Annotated in this window: 18 protein-coding genes; 7 read left to right on the forward strand and 11 right to left on the reverse strand. The window is 66.5% G+C overall.

What is annotated here, in order from left to right; genetic code table 11:
* From V6S85_RS17590 to V6S85_RS17615, 6 genes are all read right to left on the reverse strand, one after another.
* On the reverse strand, positions 1 to 2,871 hold the full coding sequence (locus tag V6S85_RS17590) for a hypothetical protein (RefSeq protein WP_334349740.1): 2,871 nt from the start codon (positions 2,869 to 2,871) through the stop codon (positions 1 to 3).
* 315 nt (positions 2,872 to 3,186) lie between these two features.
* Positions 3,187 to 5,025, reverse strand: coding sequence for a DUF885 domain-containing protein (locus V6S85_RS17595; RefSeq protein WP_116566610.1), 1,839 nt, complete (start codon positions 5,023 to 5,025; stop codon positions 3,187 to 3,189).
* A gap of 198 nt (positions 5,026 to 5,223) precedes the next feature.
* Entirely contained in the window at positions 5,224 to 6,192 is a 969-nt protein-coding gene (locus V6S85_RS17600) for an HAAS signaling domain-containing protein (protein WP_116566612.1), read from the reverse strand.
* A 12-nt stretch (positions 6,193 to 6,204) separates the two neighbouring features.
* Positions 6,205 to 6,534 (reverse strand): PadR family transcriptional regulator, encoded by a 330-nt coding sequence (locus V6S85_RS17605; protein ID WP_334349741.1) that lies wholly within the window; start codon positions 6,532 to 6,534, stop codon positions 6,205 to 6,207.
* Between the two features lie 177 nt (positions 6,535 to 6,711).
* Complete coding sequence (locus tag V6S85_RS17610; RefSeq protein ID WP_334349742.1) at positions 6,712 to 7,614, reverse strand: SDR family NAD(P)-dependent oxidoreductase; 903 nt, start codon at positions 7,612 to 7,614, stop codon at positions 6,712 to 6,714.
* A gap of 51 nt (positions 7,615 to 7,665) precedes the next feature.
* A complete protein-coding gene (locus V6S85_RS17615; protein ID WP_334349743.1) occupies positions 7,666 to 8,421 on the reverse strand; it encodes an SDR family oxidoreductase in 756 nt (251 codons plus the stop codon).
* Between the two features lie 116 nt (positions 8,422 to 8,537).
* On the opposite strand from V6S85_RS17615, the gene V6S85_RS17620 reads away from it, so the two are divergent.
* Entirely contained in the window at positions 8,538 to 9,440 is a 903-nt protein-coding gene (locus V6S85_RS17620; RefSeq protein ID WP_334349744.1) for a LysR family transcriptional regulator, read from the forward strand.
* Between the two features lie 15 nt (positions 9,441 to 9,455).
* Here V6S85_RS17620 and rpsM read toward each other — a convergent pair whose 3' ends face one another.
* On the reverse strand, positions 9,456 to 9,824 hold the full coding sequence (rpsM, locus tag V6S85_RS17625; protein ID WP_334349779.1) for a 30S ribosomal protein S13: 369 nt from the start codon (positions 9,822 to 9,824) through the stop codon (positions 9,456 to 9,458).
* Between the two features lie 713 nt (positions 9,825 to 10,537).
* Complete coding sequence (locus V6S85_RS17630) at positions 10,538 to 12,097, reverse strand: FAD-dependent oxidoreductase (protein WP_334349745.1); 1,560 nt, start codon at positions 12,095 to 12,097, stop codon at positions 10,538 to 10,540.
* Positions 12,098 to 12,518: 421 nt separating this feature from the next.
* Between V6S85_RS17630 and V6S85_RS17635 the strand changes: the two genes are divergently transcribed.
* The 4 genes from V6S85_RS17635 (at position 12,519) to uvrB (ending at position 17,595) form a co-directional block, all read left to right on the forward strand.
* Entirely contained in the window at positions 12,519 to 12,641 is a 123-nt protein-coding gene (locus V6S85_RS17635; RefSeq protein WP_334349746.1) for a DUF1810 family protein, read from the forward strand.
* A gap of 54 nt (positions 12,642 to 12,695) precedes the next feature.
* Positions 12,696 to 13,637, forward strand: a complete 942-nt coding sequence (locus V6S85_RS17640; RefSeq protein WP_334349747.1) for a hypothetical protein — start codon at positions 12,696 to 12,698, stop codon at positions 13,635 to 13,637.
* Positions 13,638 to 13,698: 61 nt separating this feature from the next.
* Complete coding sequence (locus tag V6S85_RS17645; RefSeq protein WP_334349748.1) at positions 13,699 to 15,237, forward strand: hypothetical protein; 1,539 nt, start codon at positions 13,699 to 13,701, stop codon at positions 15,235 to 15,237.
* Between the two features lie 81 nt (positions 15,238 to 15,318).
* Positions 15,319 to 17,595: an excinuclease ABC subunit UvrB gene (gene uvrB / locus V6S85_RS17650; protein WP_334349749.1), complete on the forward strand. Its 2,277-nt coding sequence runs from the start codon at positions 15,319 to 15,321 to the stop codon at positions 17,593 to 17,595.
* A 16-nt stretch (positions 17,596 to 17,611) separates the two neighbouring features.
* Here uvrB and V6S85_RS17655 read toward each other — a convergent pair whose 3' ends face one another.
* Both V6S85_RS17655 and V6S85_RS17660 read right to left on the reverse strand, forming a co-directional pair.
* The gene (locus tag V6S85_RS17655; RefSeq protein WP_334349750.1) at positions 17,612 to 18,229 is read right to left on the reverse strand and encodes a hypothetical protein; all 618 of its coding nucleotides are present in this window, start codon (positions 18,227 to 18,229) and stop codon (positions 17,612 to 17,614) included.
* Between the two features lie 18 nt (positions 18,230 to 18,247).
* The gene (locus tag V6S85_RS17660; protein WP_334349751.1) at positions 18,248 to 19,309 is read right to left on the reverse strand and encodes a DUF262 domain-containing protein; all 1,062 of its coding nucleotides are present in this window, start codon (positions 19,307 to 19,309) and stop codon (positions 18,248 to 18,250) included.
* Positions 19,310 to 20,140: 831 nt separating this feature from the next.
* Between V6S85_RS17660 and V6S85_RS17665 the strand changes: the two genes are divergently transcribed.
* Both V6S85_RS17665 and V6S85_RS17670 read left to right on the forward strand, forming a co-directional pair.
* On the forward strand, positions 20,141 to 20,437 hold the full coding sequence (locus tag V6S85_RS17665) for a hypothetical protein (protein ID WP_334349752.1): 297 nt from the start codon (positions 20,141 to 20,143) through the stop codon (positions 20,435 to 20,437).
* 91 nt (positions 20,438 to 20,528) lie between these two features.
* Positions 20,529 to 21,422 (forward strand): pirin family protein, encoded by an 894-nt coding sequence (locus V6S85_RS17670; protein WP_334349753.1) that lies wholly within the window; start codon positions 20,529 to 20,531, stop codon positions 21,420 to 21,422.
* Positions 21,423 to 21,604: 182 nt separating this feature from the next.
* Here the strand turns inward: V6S85_RS17670 and V6S85_RS17675 are convergent, their stop codons facing one another.
* The gene (locus V6S85_RS17675; RefSeq protein WP_334349754.1) at positions 21,605 to 22,828 is read right to left on the reverse strand and encodes a serine hydrolase domain-containing protein; all 1,224 of its coding nucleotides are present in this window, start codon (positions 22,826 to 22,828) and stop codon (positions 21,605 to 21,607) included.
* Between the last annotated feature and the right edge of the window lie 35 nt (positions 22,829 to 22,863).

Genomic DNA, 22,863 nt, shown 5'->3' on the forward strand with positions numbered 1-22,863 from the left:
CTAGCAGCAGCCGTCCTTGTCCTTCATCTCCAGATCGATGGTGATGCGGCGCACCTTCACGCTCTTGAGGTCGTCTCCGGGAAGATCGAGACAGTCGAGCAGTCGCGCTGCCTGCTCGACGCAGGCGTTCGACTTGCGCTCGCCCTTGCCCTCGTTGAACGGCGCCTCGATGTCGGGATCGATCTTGTAGACCATGCCGCCGATGACCTCGCCGCCGGCCCTGGCCGTCACGACGATGTCGCGCTCACCCGCCTCGGCGGCGTCCGAGGCCGTGAAGGCGGCCCCCGCCTGGATTTCGAAGGTCACCAGCCGCGACTCGCCGGCCTTCAGCCGGGCGCCTTCCGCCGGCAGGCCCTTGATGTCGATCCGCCATCCCCTCCGCGCCAGCAGCGGCGGCAGGGCCACCGAGACCTCGACCAGGGCCGAGACCCTCTGCGGATTGCCGACCCAGAAACCCTTGCCGTGCAGACCGGCCATCAGGCCGCGGACGCCGCCGCCGCCCGGCACCAGGGTGACGTTGCGCTGGGCGACGTTGTTGTCGTTGGGAACCAGCCGCCAGTCCTGCACCACCTCGCCGGCCGTGAACTTGTCGACATTGCTCGGGTCGCCCGTCGCCGAGACGATCATCAGCATGCAGTCGTGGCCCCAGGTGTTGGTCACCGGCGTCCAGGAGAAGGGGCCGACGATCTTCTCCTCGGTGTCATTGGCGGCCAGCGTCCCCACCGCCAGTTGCGGCGTCGTCATCGGTTGCAGGTCGTTGGGCCACAGCACCCCCGCCGAGGGCTTGCAGTGATAGGCCTTGACCACGACGTTGCTGGCCGGCGAGGTCCCGCGGTTGCGGACCTTCACATAGGCGTAGTTGGTCTCGTCCAGCGCCGGCTCCTGGTGCCCGGCCAGCCCGTCGGCGCTGCGGCGGTTCCAGATGGTCGTCGTCGCCCAGTGCGCCGCGAGATACGGCAGGTACTCCCCGCTGCGGCCGTCGTCGATATAGACGTCGACGGCCGGCGGCGCGCCGCCGTTCAGGTTCTGCTTCTCGAACGCCCAGGTCAGCACCTTGCCGTAGGCGCCGCCGTAGAGGCCCTCCGACGTCCAGTCGCCGGCGTCGGCGGCCAGCAGGGCGTCCAGGAACAGGGCCGGCGAGGACGGGTTGCTGGCTGGCGTCAGCGTGCCCACGCCGCGCAGGATGAGATAGGCCATGCAGCGGGCCGCGAACTTGCGCCGGCCAAGATCGCCGGAGTCGCCGCCGATCGAGCGATAGGCCCTGAAATGGCTGGTCGCCAGGATCTGCTCGCTCGCATAGCCGCCGGTGTCGCTGGCCCCGCCCCATCCCCAGCCCGCCGCGACGCTGCGGTCGTGACGGCGGCCGATGAAGTTGACCCACGGATAGGACTCGAACCGGTCCGTGGCCGCCGTCTCCGGGTCGTTGAGGATCACCGCCAGGCTGTCGCCGGCGCTGTGCGCAAAGCCGAAATTGGCCGTGTTCACGTGATCATAGAGGATGCCGTGGCCGCCCAGTTCGTGCAGCACCACGCGCCAGTCGGCGGCGATGCCGATCGGGTTGGCCAGGTCGCCCAGGTCGGCCAGTTCGAAATCGACGCTGGCTATCCCGTCGCCGTCGCCGCCGCACGAGGCGTTGCGCTCGATGCCGTCGGCCGATCCGTAGCGTCCGCGATGATCGACCGGGATCGGAAAGGTCGTGCCGCCGAAATAGCTGCTGATCGTGAAGCCCAGGTCCTCGCAGAGCCTGAAGAACCGGTCGCAGTGATAGTATGCGTTGACCGCCGCGAAGTGGTTGGTGCGCGAGTCGTAGTCGAAATTGCTGCCGACGGGCCGGGTCGGGGGCGCGACGGTCGCCAGTTCGAAGTCCGAGATGCGGACGAAGTTGCCGCTCAGCGCCTGCTCCAGGCCCGGTCCCGGCGCGGTCAGGCCGGGCAGGGTCACGCTGGTGCGCAGCGCGGCGGCGCTCAGCGTGGCGTTGTTGGCCGAGGGGCCGTTGGCGGCGTTGCCCGAGGTGGTGATCGGGTCGCGGTCGAAGACCAGTCCGTTGACGTTCGACGTCAGCCCCCGAAGGTAGAGAATGGCGCCGGTCTCGATCTCGACCAGCGCTCGCCAGTTGATCGGCTGGCCGTTCCAGGGGGCGCGGAAGATGAGCTCCGCCACCAGGTACCAGTGCCCCGGCCGGATGGCGGTGGGCACGTCGGGCAGGGGCAGCGTCGGGTGAACATCGGCGTGCGCGCCGGCCGCGGCGACGCGGGGGATCTCGCCCTTGGGCTCGCCATGCTCCTGCGGGAAGTCGTCCAGGCGCGTCCTGGGGTCGTAGCGATAGACGTAGAACCGGCCCCGGATCAGCTTCGTCGCGGCCTTGCCGGTGGTCGCGCCCTTGGTCTCGGCGCCCAGCACCTCGGCCAGGCCGATGGGTTCGGCCGGCTTGGCCTGCCTGGCCTTGGCCTCCTCGCTGGTCCTGGCCGGCGCCAGGAGTTCGGGATCGACCTTCTCGCCGGTGCGGAACAGGTCCCTGAAGCGCTCTATGGCCTTGGCCGACGGCAGCTTGGCGTCGATGTCGCTCTCGCTGGTGTTGGTCACGCCCAGCACGCGCGCGGGCCCGTGCTTGAGGGTGGTGGTCAGCCCCGCGCCCCACACCGGCACGTTCAGATAGGTCTGTCGCCAGCCATAGGTCGTGGTGTCGAAGGCGGCCTTCTCCTCGCCCAACCGGTATTCCGCCTTCTGGTCCCTGGGGTCGTGGTAGCCCACGGGCTGGTCCATCGTGCGCAGCGTCTCGACGCCGATCCCCAGGTTGGGAGATATCCCGCGAAGATGAGCCGCGGCCGCCTCGCGCCCCCGAAGCTTTTCCAGCACCGGATATTCGTCCACATAACTAATACCGCGAACCTGATCCTTCGGATCTACCGTAATATTTGCCTTGAAATTGTGATCGTACACCCGAGTCATGCGGAACAACCTTTCAGGCTGAAATCCAGGCAAGATTCATGCGGATGGGGAACTCGCCCAGATGAAATCTGTAAAGCGAAGATGACGGGCGAACATATCTCAGGAAGACGCAGCAAGCAACCTTTGCGTGCATTTACGCAAATGCACGCAGATTGACGGCGTGCGCAAAAGAAAAGGGACGCCCGCACAGGCGGGCGTCCCTCGTCGCTCCAGGCCCCTTTCGGGGCCGGCCAAGCCTTACTTGCCGGCCTTGGTCGCGGCGACGTAGTCGTCGACCACGCGGTCCAGCACGGTCAGCGGGGTCATGCCCGACAGCAGGCCCGCATCGTGGAACTTCTTGATGTCGAACTTCTTGCCCAGGGCCTTCTTGGCGCGCTCGCGGGCGCGCAGCCAGGTGATCTTGCCCAGCATGTACGAGCAGGCCTGGCCCGGCCACACGACGTAGCGTTCGATCTCGGTGATCGTGCCGCTTTCCTCGTCGCCCATGGTCTCGGCCATGTACTTGACGGCCTGTTCGCGGGTCCACTTCTTGTGGTGCATGCCGCTGTCGACCACGAGGCGCACGGCGCGGAACAGGGCGTCGTGCAGCATGCCGATGTGGCCGCGCGGGTCACCCTTGTAGATGCCCATCTCGACGGCCAGCTCTTCGGAATAGAGCGCCCAGCCCTCGGCGTAGCCCGAGAAGCCGATGACCTTGCGGATCAGCGGCAGGCCCTGGGCTTCGTTCGACAGCGACAGCTGCAGGTGGTGGCCCGGGACGCCCTCGTGCACCGTCAGGGTGGTCAGGGTGTACTTGGCCTGCTCGGCGGTGTCGCGCAGGTTGATCCAGTAGATCCCCGGACGCTTGCCGTCGAGCGAAGGCGAGTTGTAGTAGCCGCCCGGCGCGCCGGCCTCGATGGCCTTGGGCACGCGGCGGATTTCCAGCGGCGCCTTGGGCAGCTGGCCGAAATAGGCCGGCAGCTGCTTTTCGATCCACTTGGCCTTGGTGTTGAGGTCAGCGATCAGCTGCTCCTTGGCCGGGTCGGTGTTCTCGTAGATGTCCTTGCCCAGCTCGCGCATGCGCTCGCCGACCGTGCCCTTGCTCATGCCGATCGACTTGAACAGCTTGTCGGCCTCGGCCGAGATCGACTTCACCAGGTCCAGGCCCAGCTGGTGGATCTCTTCGGGACCCATGGTCGAGGTCGTGTAGTTCTTCAGCGACACGGCGTAGTAGTCGCCGCCGTCCTTCAGGCGCCACACGCCGGCGTCGTGGTTGGCCTTCGGGCGCACGCTCTCCAGCAGCGCGATCTGGCGCTTGAGGGCCGGCAGCACCGAGTTTTCGTAGACCTTGCTGGCTTCGGCGGCCCAGTCGCCGGCGATGTTCTTTTCCTTGGTCCGGCGGGCGATCGACTTGACCAGGGTGGTCTCGGCCGTCGGGGTGTCGGCGAAGGCCTTCATCTGGATGAGGGCCTTGTCGATGACGAAGTCGGGCGGGATCACGCCGTCGGCGTAGTCGCGCTTGGCGATCAGGGTTTCCTGATCCATCAGGCGGGCGAAGCCCTCCATGCGCTGCAGGTAGGCGTCGGCGTCGGCCTTGGTCTCGATGCTGTGCTGGGTGTCGAGGAAGTCGGGCATCTGCTGGTAGCTGCCCGTCAGCTGGCTCAGCACGTAGGGCGCGCCCGAACCGCCGCCGGCGTAGGTGAACTTGCGGTTGCCCTCGTCCTGCACCGCCAGGGTGAACTCGACGGTGTCGTAGTTGACGGCGTCCATGCCGGTCAGTTGCTTGCGGTCGATGCCGCGCAGCTCGGCCAGCTGGGCGGTCGTCTGGGCGGCGCCCGCGGCGATCGCCTCGAACGAGCGGTCAGACAGCAGGCCCTTGGTCCAGGCCAGGTCGTCCTTGTCGAGGCCCAGGCCCGTGGTCAGCTCCGGCGCCTGGCGCATCAGCTTGGCCATGGCGGCGTCGAAGAACGCGTTCATCTTGGCGGCTTCGCCAGAGGCCGAGGCGGCGGCCGGCTGGGCGAAGCCCAGCGACGGGGCGGCGGCGGCGGCCAGGCCCGCGGCCACGGTCGACAGCAGGAGTTCGCGGCGGTTTTGCAAGAGAAAGTCCCCTTCCCTCGAGCCCTCCCCCTCCGGTCGGGCCCTGACATGAATTCCGGCGCGTTGGTCCGCGCCGGAAAGGCTGGGGCGAAGGCGTAAATGCCCCTGGCGGGCGGGGCAACTGGGGACGGATTAATTCCGTGTCATTCGACCGTGGAAAAATCCGCCCCGCTCGTGTCGCCCCCCAATAGGCGCCCCTTAGCGGGCGCCCTTGTACAAGCGCCAGGCGGCCGCGCCGATCTGGCAGGCGAAGGTGATCCCCGAGACCAGCATCACCACGTGGACGCCCATGTCGAACACCTGCTGCAGCTTGGCCGCCTCGGGCAGGCCGGCGGGCTGGACGGTGAACAGCGGGACCGATTTCCACAGCACGGTGGTCAGGGCCATGCCCGCCACGCCCAGGGCCAGTTCGAAGACGGCCCGCAGCCGCACCCGGCCGGTCTGCAGCAGGGCGACCAGCGCCCCGAGCAGCTGCACCGCCGCCAGCGCCAGGATCGGCCAGAACAGCGCGCTCCAGATCGCCGACGGTTCCAGCGACAGGCCATGCCTGACGTTCATCGGGCTGGCGATGTCGACCTTCCACAGCCCCGTCCACCACAGGATGAACAGCGCGGTCACGACCACCTCGGCCACGGCGTTGAAGCGGGTCTCGAACACCCCCTTCTTCTTCTTGCTCGGCACGGGCAGTTCGCTGACCTTCCACTCGGTCAGGCCGGTCAGCGGCACCCAGCCGCGCTCGATGCCGGCCGCCACCAGCGTGACCAGGCCCGCAAGCATCAGGGCCGAGCTCGGGAAGTGGTCGAAGGCGGCGTTGGCGAGCAGCCGGGCCGGATTGTCGCCGCCCAGGACGATGGACGCCAGGGCCGGGATCACCGAGATCGCCGCCGCGACCGCCACGGCGATCTTCAGGGCGAACATGTAGAACGGATAGACGGTCGGGCCGATCAGGCTCTGCTGGGGGCCGTAGCGCCCGGCCACGGCCAGCGGATGGCCGAAGTCCTTGAGCACGGCCTCGCGCTCCTTGTCGGTCAGGGGAGCCCCCTTGGCCTCCTCCTTCTCCTCGATGCGGGTGAGCAGCAGGTCGCGCAGTTCGGCGACGATGTCCTCGCGCTGGGCCTTGGGCAGCAGGGCGGCGACGGCGGCGAGATAGCGGTCGAGCAGGTCCATGATCCAGTCCCCTCAGATCAGATTTTGCAGGGTGTCGTTGATGGCGCGCCACTCGGCGGCCAGGCGTTCGAGGACGGCCTCGCCCTCGGCGGAGAGGCGGTAGAAGCGCTTCTTGCGCTTCTCCTCCTCGCGCCATTCGGAAGTCAGCAGGCCTTGGCCCTCGAGCCGGCGCAGCATCGGGTAGAGCGCGCCTTCGTCGATCTCCAGACCCACCTCCGCCAGGGCCTGGCGCAGGCTGTAGCCGTAGCGCTCGACCCTCAGCTGGGCGAGCACGGCCAGGATCAGCGTCCCGCGACGCAGCTCCTGGCGGAGGGATTCGAAGATGTCCGTGTCTGTCGGCATTGGCGTGACCGGTTTGGTGTGCGGCGCATGGTGTGCAGCACATAGTGTGCGATACACACTGTGTGCTGCACAGTAGGCGCGCGAGTCAACCGCCGTTCTCTGAATTGTTCGTAATGCGCGAAGGGGACGCGGTCGCCGGCCACGCCCCTCCACGCCCGCTCCGCCCCGGTCCCAGCCTCAGTCGCGGGCGACCGGCGCCAACAGCGCCTCCAGCCCGATGCGGCGGAACATCTCGGCGCGCACCCGGTCGGCGACGCCGTTGACCACCTCGGCTCCGTCCTGCGACGGGTCGACATGCACCCGGAACGGACGCTTGCCGAACGGCGCATCGACCACCGCCACGACGGCCCGGGCCACCTCGGCGACGTCGGCGTCGGCCGGCTCCAGCGCCGCCAGCCCGCCCAGGGCCTTCTCGGCCACCCCGGCATAGGGGCCGTCCAGATAGGCGGCCGCCGTCGCCGCGTCGGCCGGCTTGCCCGAATGGACGAAATGGTTGGTGCCCCTGGTGAAGGCGCCCGGCACGATGATCGAGGTCTCGATCCCCCACAGGGCCAGCTCCGAGGCGTAGGAGACCGCCAGGCTGTCCATCGCCGCCTTGGCCGCGAAATAGGGCGCCAGGAACGGCGGCGTCCCGCCCCGGGTCGAGCTCGACGAGATCCAGACCACCAGCCCCCTGCCCCGCCCGCGCAGGATCGGCAGCGCCGCGCGGTTCACACGCTGGGCAGACAGCACGTTGACGTCGAACAGCTGGACGAACTGCTCGGGCGTGAAGGCCTCGGCCGGACCGAAGCTCATGTGGCCGGCGTTGTGCACCAGCACGTCCAATCGCCCGGCCTCGCCGGCCACCGCGGCGATCGCGGCCTCGACCGAAGCGTCGGAGACGACGTCCAGCTCGACCGTGCGCAGGTCCGCGCCATGCTTGGCGGCGAAGGCGCGGGCGGCGGCGGCCTGCGGAGCGTTGCGGCCCTCGATGTCGCGCATCGAGGCGTAGACCGTATGGCCGGCGCGGGCCAGGGCGCGGGCGGTCAGCGCGCCGAAGCCCGACGAGGCGCCGGTGACGAGGATGACTTGCTTTTCCATTTCAGGAGTTCCTTGCGTTCGGTGAGGAGAAGGTCGGTGACGGGCGCGCGCTCAGATGATCCCGCCGTTGGCGCGCAGGGTCTGGCCGTTGATCCAGGCCCCGTCGGGACCGGCCAGGAACGAGACGACGGCGGCGATGTCCTCCGGCGTTCCCAGTCGTTCCAGCGGCGCGGCCCTGGCCAGGCGCTCGACCAGCTCGGCCGGTTTGCCCTCGAGGAACAGCGGCGTGGCCGTCGGCCCCGGCGCCACGGCGTTGACGGTGACGTCGCGGCCGCGCAGCTCCTTGGCCAGCACGCTGGTCAGGGCCTCGACGCCCGCCTTGGCCGCCGCGTAGGGGCCGTAGGACGGTTGCAGCAGGCCCACCACGCTGGACGAGACGTTGACGATCCGGCCGCCCGCCGCCATCCGCCGCGCGGCCTCGCGCAGGGTGTTGAAGGTCCCCGTCAGGTTCACCGCGACCATCCGCGAGAACAGCCCGTCGTCGGCCTGGGCGATGGTCGCCAGCTCCATGACGCCGGCGTTGTTGACCAGAACGTCGACCCCGCCGAAGGCCGCCTCGGCGGCGTCGAACATCGCCGCCACGGCCGCCGGGTCGGCGATGTCGGCCTGGTGCGCCACGGCGCGACCGCCGGCCGCCTCGATCTCGGCCACCACCGCCTGCGCCGCCGCAGCCCGGCCCGCATAGTTGACGATGACGACGAAGCCGTCCGCCGCCAGCCGCCGCGCCGTCGCCGCGCCGATGCCGCCCGAAGCGCCGGTCACCAGCGCCGCCTTGCCGTTGTTCCGAGCGCCGTTGTCGTGGGTCATGTCTTGGTCCTCCAGTCGACACCGCGTCGACGGACGGACCATGCGCCTTCGCGCCGATTGAATAATTCAGGCGATCAGGTCATCACTGTTCGACTATCCGAATAATGGAGCCAACCGTGGATCGCTTCGAGGCCATGCGGCTCTTCGCCCGCGTCGTCGAGCGCCGCAGCTTCACCAAGGCGGCCGCCGACCTCGCCCTGCCCCGCTCCACCGCCACCGAGGCCGTGCAGCAGCTCGAGGCCAGGCTGGGCGTGCGCCTCCTGCAGCGCACCACCCGCAGCGTCGCCCCCACCCTCGACGGCGAGGCCTATTACCGCCGCTGCCTGAAGCTGCTCGATGAACTGGACGAGACCGAGAACGCCTTCCGCCGGGCCAGCCCGCGCGGCGAGCTGCGGGTCGACGTCCAGGGCGCCCTGGCCCGCCGCTTCCTGCTGCCCGGCCTGCCCGCGTTCCTGGCGACCTATCCCGAGCTTCGCCTGCGCATGACCGAGGGCGACCGGCTGGTCGACCTGGTGGCCGAGGGCGTCGACTGCGTGCTGCGCCTGGGAACGCCCGCCGACGGCGCGCCCTCGAGCAGCGGCATGGCCGCCCGCCGCGTCGCCCTGCTGCCCGAGGTCACCTGCGCCGCCCCCGCCTATGTCGACCGCCACGGCGCGCCCCAGAGCCCCGCCGACCTTGCCCGCCACCACATGGTCGGCTTTTCCCGCCCCGACGGCGGCTGGCACCCGCTGGAAGTCACCGAAGGCGCCGCCGTCCGCCAGGTCGCCGTCCCCGCCGCCGTCGTGGTCTCCAGCGCCGAAAGCTCCCTGGCCATGGGCCTCCTGGGCCTTGGCCTCATCCAGGTCCCCCGCTATCGCGCCGAGGAGCACCTGGCCTCCGGCGCCCTCGTCGAGGTCCTGACCGCCCACCCGCCGACCCCGACCCCGGTGAACCTCCTCTGGCCCCGCGACCGCCAGCTCTCGGCCCGCACCCGGGTGTTCATCGACTGGGCGGCGGAGCGGCTGGCGGGGGCGGGGTGAGGGATCCCAATGTCTTCACTTCCTGACTTGGATCGGCTTTGCAGGCCCCTTGCGGGTGCGGGCGTTGGTGTGAGTCCGCTGCCCTCGCACGGGTAAGCCCTTGCGATGGCGCGACCCACGATAACAGTTCAGATCCATAAGACGCTTGATGTTCATCGAGGTTTCTCGACGTAAATCGCCTTCGACCGTGTAGTTGTTTGAGATTACCTCGCGTATCTCGTAGAATTGCTCATCCGTGAGCTGGTTAACGCGCACGTGGTCGGCGACCCCGACCTTGGCGCAGATCGCCTTGGCTGACGTCGCTCCTATGCCATGAATATACTGAAGCGCAATCACCACACGCTTGTTCGCCGGAATGTTGACGCCAGCCAGGCGACCGCCCACTCTGTTGGCATTGGCCTTGAGGGTCTGGGGCGAGACCGCTGCTGGCGACTTCTTATGCTTCTCACGAATAAATAGCTCGACAGCGGCGTCCCTGACGACGGTATCGAGCGGCGCGACGACAGAGGTTTCGTCTCCAACGGCCACCACCACGCCGACCAGACGACCTGACGTGGTTACGACAGGCGCGCCGCCGTCTCCGGCCGTGGCATGAGGATGCCCCTCTTCCCGGCCGGAGATTTCAACACCGCCGCGAAAGGTGGTCATCGAGCCGTCGTCGTCCTGCAGATCGAAGGTCAGGCCAACGCTGACGATCTCGACGGGCACGGTCGCGCCGTTGGCTCGAAGCAACAGAAGCTCCTCTTCGATCGCCTGTTGGATCGGAGCTGTCGCAACTATGCTTTTGGCGAACTGCGGATTGGCGTCTTCGATCGAAAGGTTGCGGCTGATCTCGATGAACCCAAGCAGTTCGCTAACTGGCAGAGGTCCACCGAGGGCCTCGATTTCGTCGTCGAACTTGCCCGTCAGCTTGCCGACCGGCTTTTTCGCCGCTCCTCCCAGGAGCACCATTTGATCAGGGCGGACGAGTTGGCGCACGGTAACGCCATAGAAGTCGCCATCGACCGTGTCGCGCACCACAACGCCTAGGGCGCCTCGGGAGACTGTCGGCCCCGAAGCAGTTTGGAGCGGAGCGCCCGGAAAGAGATCAGCGGCCATTAGAGCGCCCTCTCGACCGCAGGCCGGAACGTCTTTGCCTTGGGGCTCGGCTTCACATCGATACCGAAAAGAGAGCTGGGCAACTTGTTCAGATCCAGCGGCCGCATGCGGTCTGGATGGGCAACAAAGCATCGCTCCCTTTTGACGTCCGCACGCAACGCGCCGCCAGCGACCTCCTCGACATACTCCCGGGCCAAGTCGAACCGCGAGTAGATAAATGCCTTATTCTTGACGTCGTGAGGCGGGTAGAGGCCCGGGTCGGTATTGTAATAGCCCATGGGCACGACGTCGCTTCTGAGCCAGTCGGCCGTCTGCTCTTGGCGTGCCTTTAGATCGAGCCGCTCTTCGTCGTCCTGGATGAACCGCTCGACCGGCAACTCCGACCCGTGACGGGCAATCGAGTATTGCGGCGCTTCTTCCAGCAAACCGGCTTGGCCCTTGATCACTAATTTGGGACCATGGGGCTCAAGCTGTCCGCGGTGATAGACTAGAACGCCCCTTTGGAAGGCGTGAGCTATCAACAGCTTGTGTATGGGCGCGGCGTTCAGCGAGTAAGGACGAGGCAAACGTCCGACCAGTTTCACTTGGCGCTTGTGTTTCTGGATAAGCGAGCTGTCTAGAAGGGCCTCGACCCCGGCCGGAAGCTCACCCGCAATGTACTGGGCGAGGCCTTCTTCAAACTTGAGCGCTGCGGCAACGGAGCCGGCCGTCTCGGCGTCTCCTACTTTGCCAGCGGCCAGCTCGGCATCCCGCGCGTCGACGAACGCCCTTTGGGCGCTACGCTCGACTGCGATCAGAGCTTTAGACGCGTCAGCCTGATTGAGGGCATGGGCGATATTCAGACAGAACTTTCCAGTGTCGAAATCGCGATGCAACAGCCGCAGGGTGTCGATTAGACCGCCATCGCCGGTGCCGCTAACCAGAAAATCGGTGAATTCGCTGTCGCGGATTTGGTCTTCGACCTGATCCACTTCCCAATAGGACACGGTGTTGGTGTTCTGGACGATCTGTTCACGTCCAAAGCCGGTTGTCACCAAAACAGACTTGAAAACCCCGCCGCGGTCCGGATGCCTTTCAGGAACGACCTTTAGTTCGGATCCGTCTCGCTCGATCGCTAGAACGGGCGTGTTCGTATGAAACTTATGCAGCGAAAGATTATCAATCAGCTTTGCGCGAAGCCCCTTCCACTCCAGGTCGATGCCCTTGACGATGTCGTCGCAGATTCCGGCCGTCCAATCGAAAAACGGAAAGCGGGTAGAAGGCTCCAAAGTCTCCTCGGGCCAGAAATTGATGCTCGGATGCACCCAGCGGTGATTGGTTAGGCTCTGTCGTCGTAGAGCGCTGGGCTTTTCCTCGTAGAGCCAGACGCGCGCCCCCCTCGCCGCCAAAGCCACTGTCGCCATGACACCGGCTAGCCCGGCCCCGATGACGGCAACGCGATCTCCGCGCGCAATGCAGCCAGCCTGCTCCATCGCCCACACCGTGTTCAACACACGCCGCTGCTGCGAGGCGAAGCTCACCCGACGTCCATACGGGCCGATGAAGAAGACGTTCGGCAAGCTCTTGGTCCGCGCTGGGTGTAGGAAGCGCTCAGGATCAAAGTCGTCTGGCATATGTTGGCTCGCCCCCCAGCGCAGCTCTCGACACTTGGGACACCATAGTTCGCCGAAATGTCGACACACAAGTAGCGCGAGCGATGCGCGACATAAATATCTTAGGTTGATACGCCTTCTGAAGGTGAAGCCATCACAACGCTCAGGTAACCAACCACCTCGACGCGAACCGTCCGGCTCGAGACCACCTTATTCTTTGGGGCGACAGACCGTCGCTAAGGATTGCCGACACGATCTCGCAGATCTTACGGTTGTGGAGATCCCTCCCCATGCCCCACGCCCTCACCCGCGCCCTCGCAGCCCAGGCGCCCCACCTACCCCGCCGCTCTCGCCGAGCTGCGCGCGGGGCCGTAAGCGGACGCACTGGATGTGGTTCATCTTCCCGCAGGTCGAGGACATGAGCCGCAGCCCGACCACCCGGTTCTACGCCTTCGCCGGGCAGGACGATCCCCCCTCTCCCGCCTGTGACATTCGGCACACCGGCGCTTAAGGGAATCCCTGAAAATGTGACCGCCGGTTGTCGCGCTTCAGGGGTTTTCGCGTCATGTCCACGTCCGTCCGCTCGCGCCTGATCGCCGCCGGCCTCGTCGCCGCCACGCTCGCCGCCCCCCTGGCGGCCGCCCTGGCGCCGCAGGCCGCCCAGGCCTTCGGCACCGTGCGCAAGCTGGGCCAGAACGCCGAGCACGAGCGGATCACCCGCCGGGCCCTGGAGCCGGCCGGTTTCGAGCGGCTGACCCTCAACCAGCTGGCCGGCACGAGCCTGATGGTCGGGGCCGGCAGCTTCGGCGCGGTCGGCGCGCCCGACCGGCCGTTCCGCGGCCTGATCAGCGTCACCGAGGCCCATTGCGACGACGGCGACTGGTTCGACGCGCGTGACTACGCCCAGGGCCGCGACAAGGCCAGCGACGCCCTGCGCGCCTGCCGCGCCCTGATGCACCGCAATCTCGACGAGGCCCTGCGCCGCGCCGGCGACCTGGTGGCCCCGGACCTGTCGCTGGGCGAGACCGCCATGGGCTCCAGCTGCGCGTTCGACGAGGACGCCAGCGACACCCCCAAGTGCCGGGTGCTGGAATATTTCGGCCTGGCCCTGCACGCCGCCCAGGACTTCTACTCGCACACCAACTGGGTCGACGCGCCGCGCGCCAGCCCGACCATCAAGAACCCGCCGGGCCTGAACCACGACGCCCCCGCCGAATGGCTGGGCCCGGCCCGGCCGGCCGAGTTTCCCGCCGGCCTGATCAGCGGCTGCTACGGCTTTCCCGAATGGGCCAGCTGCGGCGGCCGCATCAAGCACGACTACCTCAACAAGGACACCGTCCACACCGGCCGCGGCGGCTACGAGAAGGCCATGGCCGTCGCCGCCGCCGACACCCGCCAGAAGTGGGACGAGTTCTCCGACCGCGTCCGCCGCCAGTACGGCGAGGCGCGGGGGAGCAAGATCCTCTGCGTGATCAAGGCCGACGAGCCGCGCAAGGCCTGCGCTTGATCGCGGCGTTGCGGCGCGGCCGGCCGCGTGGTCTTAAGTGACGGGTGACCGGGGGCCGCGCATGATCGTGAAACTGCAACTCGCCGCCGTGGCCGCGGCGCTGTCGCTGGCGGCCGCCCCCGCCCTGGCCGCGCCGACCAGGGGCGCGCCCGACCTCGCCCGCGACGCCGACGCGGTGATCGCCCGCATGCTCGACCTGTCGAAGGCCCAGGCGTCCGAAGCGGGCCAGCCGTGCCCCGCCGACCTGGCCGACCGGGTCGACGCCCTGGTCGCCCGGCGCGGCTTCGAGGCCCTGGACGCCTTCCGCCGCGACGCGGTGCTGTACGCCGTCGTCGTCTGCCGGCCGTTCGACGACGCCCGCGCCGTGGCCGCCGCCCGCCGCCTCGACCGCGACGACACGCCCCCGCCGATCCTGGCCTCGGCCAACATGGTGCTGCTGGCCGACGCGGCCATGCGCAACGACGGCAAGGGCGAACTGGCCGCGCTGCAGCGCGCCGCCACCGCCGACGCCGCGCAGGTCACCGCCCTGCCGCCCGAGATGTACGGCCAGACGGTCGAGGACCTGAAGGGCGACCCCGTCGCCCGCGCCCGGGCGCTGGACCTGCTGCGCGGCCTCGACTGGCCCACCGAGGACGGTCACGACCAGGTCGACAACGACTGGGCCCTGGTCCGCGCCCAGCTGGCCGCCGACGACGGCGACATGACCCGCGCCGACGCCGTGCTCGATCGCGCCAGCAGCCCGCACGTGCTGCTGGCCGTCGCCCAGGACCGCCGCTTTTCGCCCCTGTGGCCGCGGATGGAGGCCGCCGGCCGCTTCGACTGGACCAAGGTGCTGGAAACCGCCCTCGCCCGCGCCGACGAGCAGTCGGCCCGCGAGCCGGCCAACCTCAAGCGCATCGCCCATCGCGTCGACCACCTGCGGGCGCTGGGCCGGCGCGAGGAGGCCATCGCCCTGGGCGCCGGCCATGTCGCGCGCCTGCAGGCCGGCGAGGCCTTCGACGACGTCGAGCTGTCGGGCCCGATGCTGGTCGCCATCCAGGCCGCCGCGCTCAGCGAGCTGGGCCGCTTCGACGAGGCCGACGCCCTGCTGGCCAGGCCCGTCGCCCAGGACAGGCTCACCCAGAACACCGCCCGCGCCGCCCTCCTCCTGGGCCTCGACCGCTCGGCCGAGGTGCTGAAGGCGGTCGACGCCGCCGACGCCTCGATCGCCTCGCCGTTCGGCCTGATGTGGCTGGAGGAGCTGCGCGCCTGCGCCCGCCACCGCCTGGGCGACGAGGCCGCCGCCCGCAAGGCGCTCGACAAGCTGCGCAAGGGCTGGCGCGACAACCCCTACGCCCTGTCCGGCGCCCTGCTGTGCCTGGGCCGCGACGACGAGGCCGCCCAGCTGATGATCCGCCGCCTGCGCGACCCGGCCCTGCGCGGCGACGCGCTGAAGGCCTTCCGCGACGGCCCGGCCCCGCCGGTGGTCACCCCGCGCGACGCCGAGCTCGACGCCCGCCGCCGCGCGATGGTCGCCCGGCCCGAGGTCGTGTCGGTGATGCAGGAATACGGCCGCGCGATCACCGTGCCGCTGTCGGGGGACTACGCCGGAGGCTACTAGCCGCCACATGCCGCCACCTGCTGACACCGGCTGTCAGCAGGCCCTCTGGCCTTCGCGCGCCCGCATGCCTAGATTTGGCCCATGCCCAGCAGCCAGAACCCCGGCGTCTCCGACGCCTCGACGCCCTTCGTCCTCGACGCCCAGCTCGACGCCGCGCTGGAGGGCCAAGGGGGGACAATGCCGATGCTGTGGACGCCCCACCGCCCGGCGCGTCCCGAGAAGTCGGAAGGCGGCAAGACCTTCAAGCTGGTGTCGTCCTACGAGCCGGCCGGCGACCAGCCGACCGCCATCAAGGAGCTGGTCGAGGGCGTCGAGAACGGCGACCAGGACCAGGTGCTGCTCGGCGTCACCGGCTCGGGCAAGACCTTCACCATGGCCAAGGTCATCGAGGCCACCCAGCGCCCGGCGCTGATCCTGGCCCCCAACAAGACCCTGGCCGCCCAGCTCTACAGCGAGATGAAGGCCTTCTTCCCCGAGAACGCGGTCGAGTACTTCGTCAGCTACTACGACTACTACCAGCCGGAAGCCTACGTCCCGCGCACCGACACCTTCATCGAGAAGGACAGCTCCATCAACGAGCAGATCGACCGCATGCGCCACTCGGCCACGCGGGCGATCCTCGAGCGCGACGACGTCATCGTCGTGGCCTCGGTGTCGTGCATCTACGGCATCGGCTCGGTCGAGACCTACACCGCCATGACCTTCACCCTGACGGTGGGCGACCGGGTCGACGAGAAGCAGCTGATGGCCGACCTGGTGGCCCAGCAGTACAAGCGCAACGACGCCGCCTTCGAGCGCGGCACGTTCCGCCGCCGCGGCGACACCATCGAGATCTTCCCCGCCCACTACGAGGACCGCGCCTGGCGCGTCTCGATGTTCGGCGACGAGGTCGAGGCGATCAGCGAATTCGACCCGCTGACCGGCAAGAAGACCGCCGACCTCGACACGGTCAAGGTCTACGCCAACAGCCACCACGTCACCCCGCGCCCCACCCTGCGCCAGGCGATCATCGAAATCCGCAAGGAGCTGAAGGACCGCCTGGAGTGGCTGAACGCCAACGGCAAGCTGCTGGAGGCCCAGCGCCTGGAGCAGCGCACCACCTTCGACCTGGAGATGATCGAGACCACCGGCTCCTGCGCCGGCATCGAGAACTACAGCCGCTACCTGTCGGGCCGCCGGACCGGCGAGCCGCCGCCGACCTTCTTCGAATACATCCCCGACAACGCCCTCCTCTTCACCGACGAGAGCCACCAGACGGTTCCGCAGATCGGCGCCATGTACAAGGGCGACCGCAACCGCAAATGGACCCTGGCCGAATACGGCTTCCGCCTGCCCTCGGCCCTCGATAACCGGCCCCTCAAGTTCGAGGAGTGGGACGCCATGCGGCCCCAGTCGGTGCACGTCTCGGCCACCCCCGCCAACTGGGAGCTGGAGCGCGCCGGCGGCGTCTTCGCCGAGCAGGTCATCCGCCCCACCGGCCTGATCGATCCCCCCGTGGAGGTGCGCCCCGTGGCCAAGGACGGCGCCTCCCAGGTCGACGACGTCGTCGACGAGATCCGCCAGACCATCAGCAAGGGCTATCGCACCCTGGTCACCGTCCTGACCAAGAAGATGGCCGAGGACCTGACCGAATATCTCAACGAACAGGGCATCCGCGTCCGCTACATGCACTCGGACGTTGATACTCTTGAGCGCATCGAGATCATCCGCGACCTGCGCCTGGGCCATTTCGACGTGCTGGTCGGCATCAACCTGCTGCGCGAGGGCCTCGACATCCCCGAGTGCGGCCTGGTCGCCATCCTCGACGCCGACAAGGAAGGCTTCCTGCGCTCGGAGACCTCGCTCGTGCAGACCATCGGCCGCGCCGCGCGCAACGTCGACGGCAAGGTCATCCTCTATGCCGACCGGATCACCGGCAGCATGGAGCGGGCCATGGCCGAGACCACCCGCCGCCGCGACAAGCAGAACGCCTACAACATCGAGCACGGCATCACGCCCGAGAGCGTCAAGCGCGACATCAAGGACATCCTGGCCAGCCCCTACGAGCGCGGCGACCGCGTCCTGGTGCCCATGGGCGTCGCCGACGCCTCCGGCGCCGAAAAGCCCTTCAGCGGCGACAACTTCAAGGCCGCCCTGCGCGACCTCGAAGCCAAGATGCGCGAAGCCGCCGCCAACCTCGAATTCGAAACCGCCGCCCGCCTCCGCGACGAGATCAAGCGCATGAAGCTGCTCGACCTGGAGTTCGCCAACGAGGCCCTGACGGGGGCTGGCGAGGCGGTGGATGCGTCGGCCCCGAAGCGGGTGCGGGCCGAGCACCGGGCGGAGAAGGCGGAGGCGTTCAGGAAGGGGAGGAGGTAGGGAGAGTCAATAACCTCTAAGGTTTTTCACAGATGGCAGCCAAAACATCAGTCATTGCCCCCATATAATGAGATTGCATTGAAATTATCGGAGATTTTTTCCTCCTGCTCCTCAGAATTTGACCCGGCGACATTTCAAATATTGGCTTTGTATGAAATATATCCACCAATACAACATCATATAAAACTTTTGATTCTACAGAGTCGTGCGATATTCTGTTTCTGATTTTCTGAAGATGTGACAAATCAGAGCTTTTTCCCATAAGGGGGTCTATAAACGGCTTTCCATCGACAAAAAATGTAGACGCCCTTTCGCGAACGATCTCCATATTAGCCCAATCGACAAAATTATTACCCTGCTTCAGTATTTTTCTAACGGTGGAAGGGTCGCAATTTATCAATCGGCAGTTAGCCATCGCACCCGATAGAGACTGACCGCCACAAGCGAAATGAACAAATATCTCCTCCAAGCACCGCTCAAAAGAGATAAATGACCTCATAAAGTACCCCTCATAAAGGGTATTTTTCTCTATATCCAAATCTGCCTTATCGACAGCAGCATATCCATGGCCATTGATGGCGAGGTTTATTTGATCAACGAGATCTATATGCCTTTGTAATATCTGATCCAGCACCCCAGAGCCCCCACTCCGTCACGCCGCGATTTGCTTGAGAACAAACCTTGCCCGCGCCAACCGCGCGTCAGTGTCAGTGGTTCGACGCCTCGAGAAATCAATAAAATCGGCAAACGCTCGCGGGATCTCTATATCCTTTTCAGTCGTATACAGATCATACTGCGCGCTGATTTCAGAAAGCGCCGATCTCCAAGCAACAATGTTTTCAGAACTTAACCTTGGAGCGCCAACAACATCGGAGACGACATCCCCATACAACCCATGACTTACACAGTTAAACAGTGTATAGAACCAATGCACACGAGACCAATTTGTCTGAGATAGACTTTTTCCGTCATAAATTGCACCAATAAAAGACATAACCTTTTCAAATCTTTCGCTGGCCCCAGACAAAGGCTCAGGTATTTCTTCAATAGGTTCGTATTTTTTGTATGTCTTTTCTATATTTTTTGACGTTTGTATACCATCTGATAACGACATTAAAAGATCTGAACTCAACTCCGCTTCAGCCATTCTACTTACGGCAGATGGAGTTATAATTTTTCCCTCCTTAAAATATTCCGCATACTTATGCCCAAGGGAGTAAGATATTATCTTAAACGGCCCAAGGTACTTAGCATTTAACTTTTCCTGCGTATTTAGGGCGACGCTATACGTATTTATTCTTGCAAAGATATCCAAAAGATCATTTAATTTTGCATTATAAAGAACATCTACACCTATTGAATAGGACAATATCTGAGATTGAGCATCCTCAGGAAGGCCCGCATACGTTTTTCTGCCATATTGATCGTTATGAGATTTCAATATCGCAAAAGATCCTTCAAAGAATTCCAATATTGCTCGCAATCGCTGCTGGCCATCAACAACCGTTCTTATAGTTTTTTGATTAGTCAGCTCTTGAGTTATTAGTATTTTTGGCATAGGCCTCCCACGAACAATCGTGTCTATAAGATACGATTTGGCAGCTCTGGTCCAAACACTACGCCTTTGAAATGAAGGCGATAGGTCCAAGAGGCCATTCTGGTGCCACTCAAGAAAATCAGAAATGCTATAAACGCGGCTTTCAAAATTCTTCATGCTCTGGGTGTCTTCGCTAATCGCGACATGAACGTCGCGCTGACCCCACGTACCTTGGCAGCGCGGGCAACGACGAACAATGTACCGCCGCCCTTGCATCGGCAAGCTGCTGCTTTGGCGCTTCTAGCTTGCACAGCCTCCTCCATCCCCCTCCCCCGCCGCACAAACCCCAACCCAATCAACGCCCTACACAAAAACACACGTTTCCCATCCGACAGCTCCAAACCGCCCGCATAATCCTCTCCATCCCGTCGCGGGGAGAGGGCGCTAGGATCCGGCCCGATGCGTGCGGCGGGGTGCGATCGAGCGGGGCCTCCTGGAGCGGCGTGAGCCGGGCCGGCGGGGCTTGAACGGAGGGCGGGGGACGTAAACCCGCCTATCGGGGGCTTGCCTGTCATGGGCTCCCGCCCGCCCGAGGGTCCGCTCCGGCGCCTTCTGTCTGCACGCGATGGCTAGCGAAGCTCACAGCCCGGTCACGGGGAAGGCGGATGCCGAAGGGGGTGAAGGGCGGAAAAGGCCCGCGCGCCCCGGCCTGAGGTCAAACGATCGCGCGGGGCGTCAAGGCTTCGTCGAAACGGTACATTCAAACACAGCTCCGGACGCGGTCCGGACGCCCCGCGCCCTCTCCATCCCCTCAGCGGTTTTCCGCGTGAGCGCGAGGCCGCGTGTCCGGCGATCAGGAAACCTCCCCCTCTGGGGGAGGCGGCCGAAGGCCGGCGGGGGGCCGTTTTCAGCGTCCACCCTGGCCGGCCGGCTTCGCCCTCGCTCCCCCCACCGATCGCTGCGCGATCGCCTCCCCCACGGGGGGAGGTTCCCAGCGGAATCCTCCCCATGCCCCATCGCCGCAACCCCTGCCCCGCCCGTCCGCACCGCACGCGGGGCCCTGCCCCTCCGCCGCCCCCGCCGACGCCGGCGGAGCGGCTGGCCGCGCGTCGCGCCGCCGAGCGCGTCGAGGCCGAGGCCCGAGCCGCCGCCAAGGCCGCCGCTCGCGCCGAAGCGCGGCGACTGGCCGCGATCGAGGCCGAGAAGAAGGCCGAGTACAAGCGCCGCCGCGGCTGTCCGCCCGAGGTCGTCGACGAATATGTCGAGATCCTGCGCCGCCAGGGCGCCTGGTGGAACGGCCGCTGAACGCGGGAACGCCTCCGCGAAAATCAACAAGACTGCGCACGTCCGCCGTGGGAGGACTGAGCCCACGCAACAAGCCTGCCGGAGCCCTCCAATGATCGACCTCGTCATCGACGCCCGCCGCCGCGACATCGGCGGTTTCGAGGTCGGGCGGGTGCTGCCCTTCGCCAGGCGGCGGATGGTCGGGCCGTTCGTGTTCCTCGACCACATGGGCCCGGCCAGCTTCGACCCGAACTTCCCCCGTAGCGTCGACGTGCGGCCCCACCCGCATATCGGCCTGTCGACCCTGAGCTACCTGTTCGAAGGGGCCATGACCCACCGCGACAGCGTCGGCTCGGAGATCGAGATCGTGCCCGGCGAGGTCAACTGGATGACCGCCGGCTCGGGCATCACCCACTCCGAACGCTTCGAGACCCTGCGCAGCCAGGGCGGGGTGATGAACGGCATGCAGGCCTGGATCGCCCTGCCCAAGGAATTCGAGGAGATGGATCCCGGCTTCAGCCACCACGCCGGCTCGGCCGACCTGCCCTATTACGAGGGCGCGGGCCTGAAAGCCCGCCTGATCGCCGGCGAGGCCTTTGGCGCCAAGGCCAGCGTGCCGGTGCACTCGCCGCTGTTCTACGTCCACTGGGAGCTGGCGGCCGGGGCCAAGGCGGCCCTGCCGGCCGAATATTCCGAGCGCGCGGCCTATGTCTCCAGCGGCCGGGTGGAAGTGGCCGGCCGCGAGCTGGGCGCGGCCCAGATGGCCGTGTTCGCCCCGGGCGAGACCGTGGTCTTCGAGGCCCTGGAGCCGTCGGTGGTCATGCTGCTGGGCGGCGAACCGATCGGCCCGCGCTTCATCGAATGGAACTTCGTCTCCAGCTCCAAGGACCGCATCGAACAGGCCAAGGCCGACTGGCGCGCCGGCCGCATGAAGCTGCCCGACCTCGACGACGGCGAGTTCATCCCCCTGCCGGAAGACTACACCCCGCCGGCGTCGCCTCTGTAGGATCCTCCCCCTGAAGGGGGAGGTGGCCCGGAGGGCCGGAGGGGGAACCTCCCCCCGTGGGGGAGGCGGCCGAAGGCCGGTGGGGGGCCGTTTTCAGCTTCCGAGACGACGGAAGGTCATCAACCACTCCCCCCACCGATCGCTTCGCGATCACCTCCCCCACAGGGGGAGGTTCCCGGAGATCAAGCCGCCTCCTCGAACGCCGCGTAGACCAGCGTCCTAAGCTCCCGCCGGATGGGATAGACGCTGGACGGCATCAGCTGGGTCATGAACACCACCGCCAGGTCCTCGACCGGGTCCACCCAGAAGGCGGTCGAGGCCATGCCGCCCCAGAAGGCCTCGCCCAGGCTGCCGATGGTGCGGGTGCGGGCCAGGTCCGTCGTGACGGCGAAGCCGAGGCCGAAGCCGACGCCGTCATAGACGCTCTCGCTGAACAGCGACTTCGACATCTCGGTGAGCTCGCGGCCGCCCGGCAGGTGATTGAGCATCATCGCCTTCAGCGTCTTGGGGCTGACGATACGGGCGCCGTCCAGCTGGCCGCCGTTCAGGATCATGCGGCAGAAGCGCATGTAATCGGCGGCGGTCGAAACCAGCCCCCCGCCGCCCGACTTGAACAGCGGGTCCTTGAGGAACGGGCTCTGGGTCGGATCGTCCTGCAGGACGACCTTGCCCTTGGGATCCAGGCTGTAGCAGGCGGCGAAGCGGGCCTGATCGGCCTCCGGCACGAAGAAGCCGGTGTCGGCCATCTTCAGCGGCTCGAAGATGCGGTCCTTGAGGAACTGGTCGAACGGCTGGCCCGAGATCGCCTGGACGAGGTAGCCCAGCACGTCGGTGCAGACCGAATAGTTCCAGGCCTCGCCGGGGCTGAACTCCAGGGGCAGCTTGGCCAGCTCGGCGATGAAGCCGTCGAGGTCGCGCGGCCCCGGCAGGTCGTCCAGGTGCAGCTTGCGATAGGCCGCGTCGACATTGCCGCGCTGCTGGAAGCCGTAGGTGAAGCCGGCCGTGTGGCGCAGCAGGTCGATCATCCTCATCGGCTCGGCCAGGGGCCTCGTCTGGAACATGCCCAGCGAGCCGGCGGCGAACACGCCGAGGTCCTTGAAGGCCGGGATGAAGCGATGGACGGGATCCTCGAGGGCGACGCGGCCCTCCTCGACCAGCATCATGAAGGCGATCGAGGTGATCGGCTTGGTCATCGAATAGATGCGGTACAGCGTGTCGGACTTCAGCGGCGCATTGCGCTCGCGGTCGGCCAGGCCCAGCACGATCTCGTGGGCCAGCTGGCCGCGCCGCCAGACCTGCAGCTGGGCGCCGGGCAGGAGGCCGGGCTCGACATACTTGGCCTGCAGGAAGGTATCGATGCGCTTCAGGCGCTGCGACGACAGGCCGACGGCTTCGGGCGTGCTCAAACGGGAATCCCCCTTTACTGGCGCGACCTTCAGTC

The organism is Caulobacter sp. CCNWLW153, from assembly GCF_036889365.1.
Lineage (GTDB): Bacteria > Pseudomonadota > Alphaproteobacteria > Caulobacterales > Caulobacteraceae > Caulobacter > Caulobacter radicis.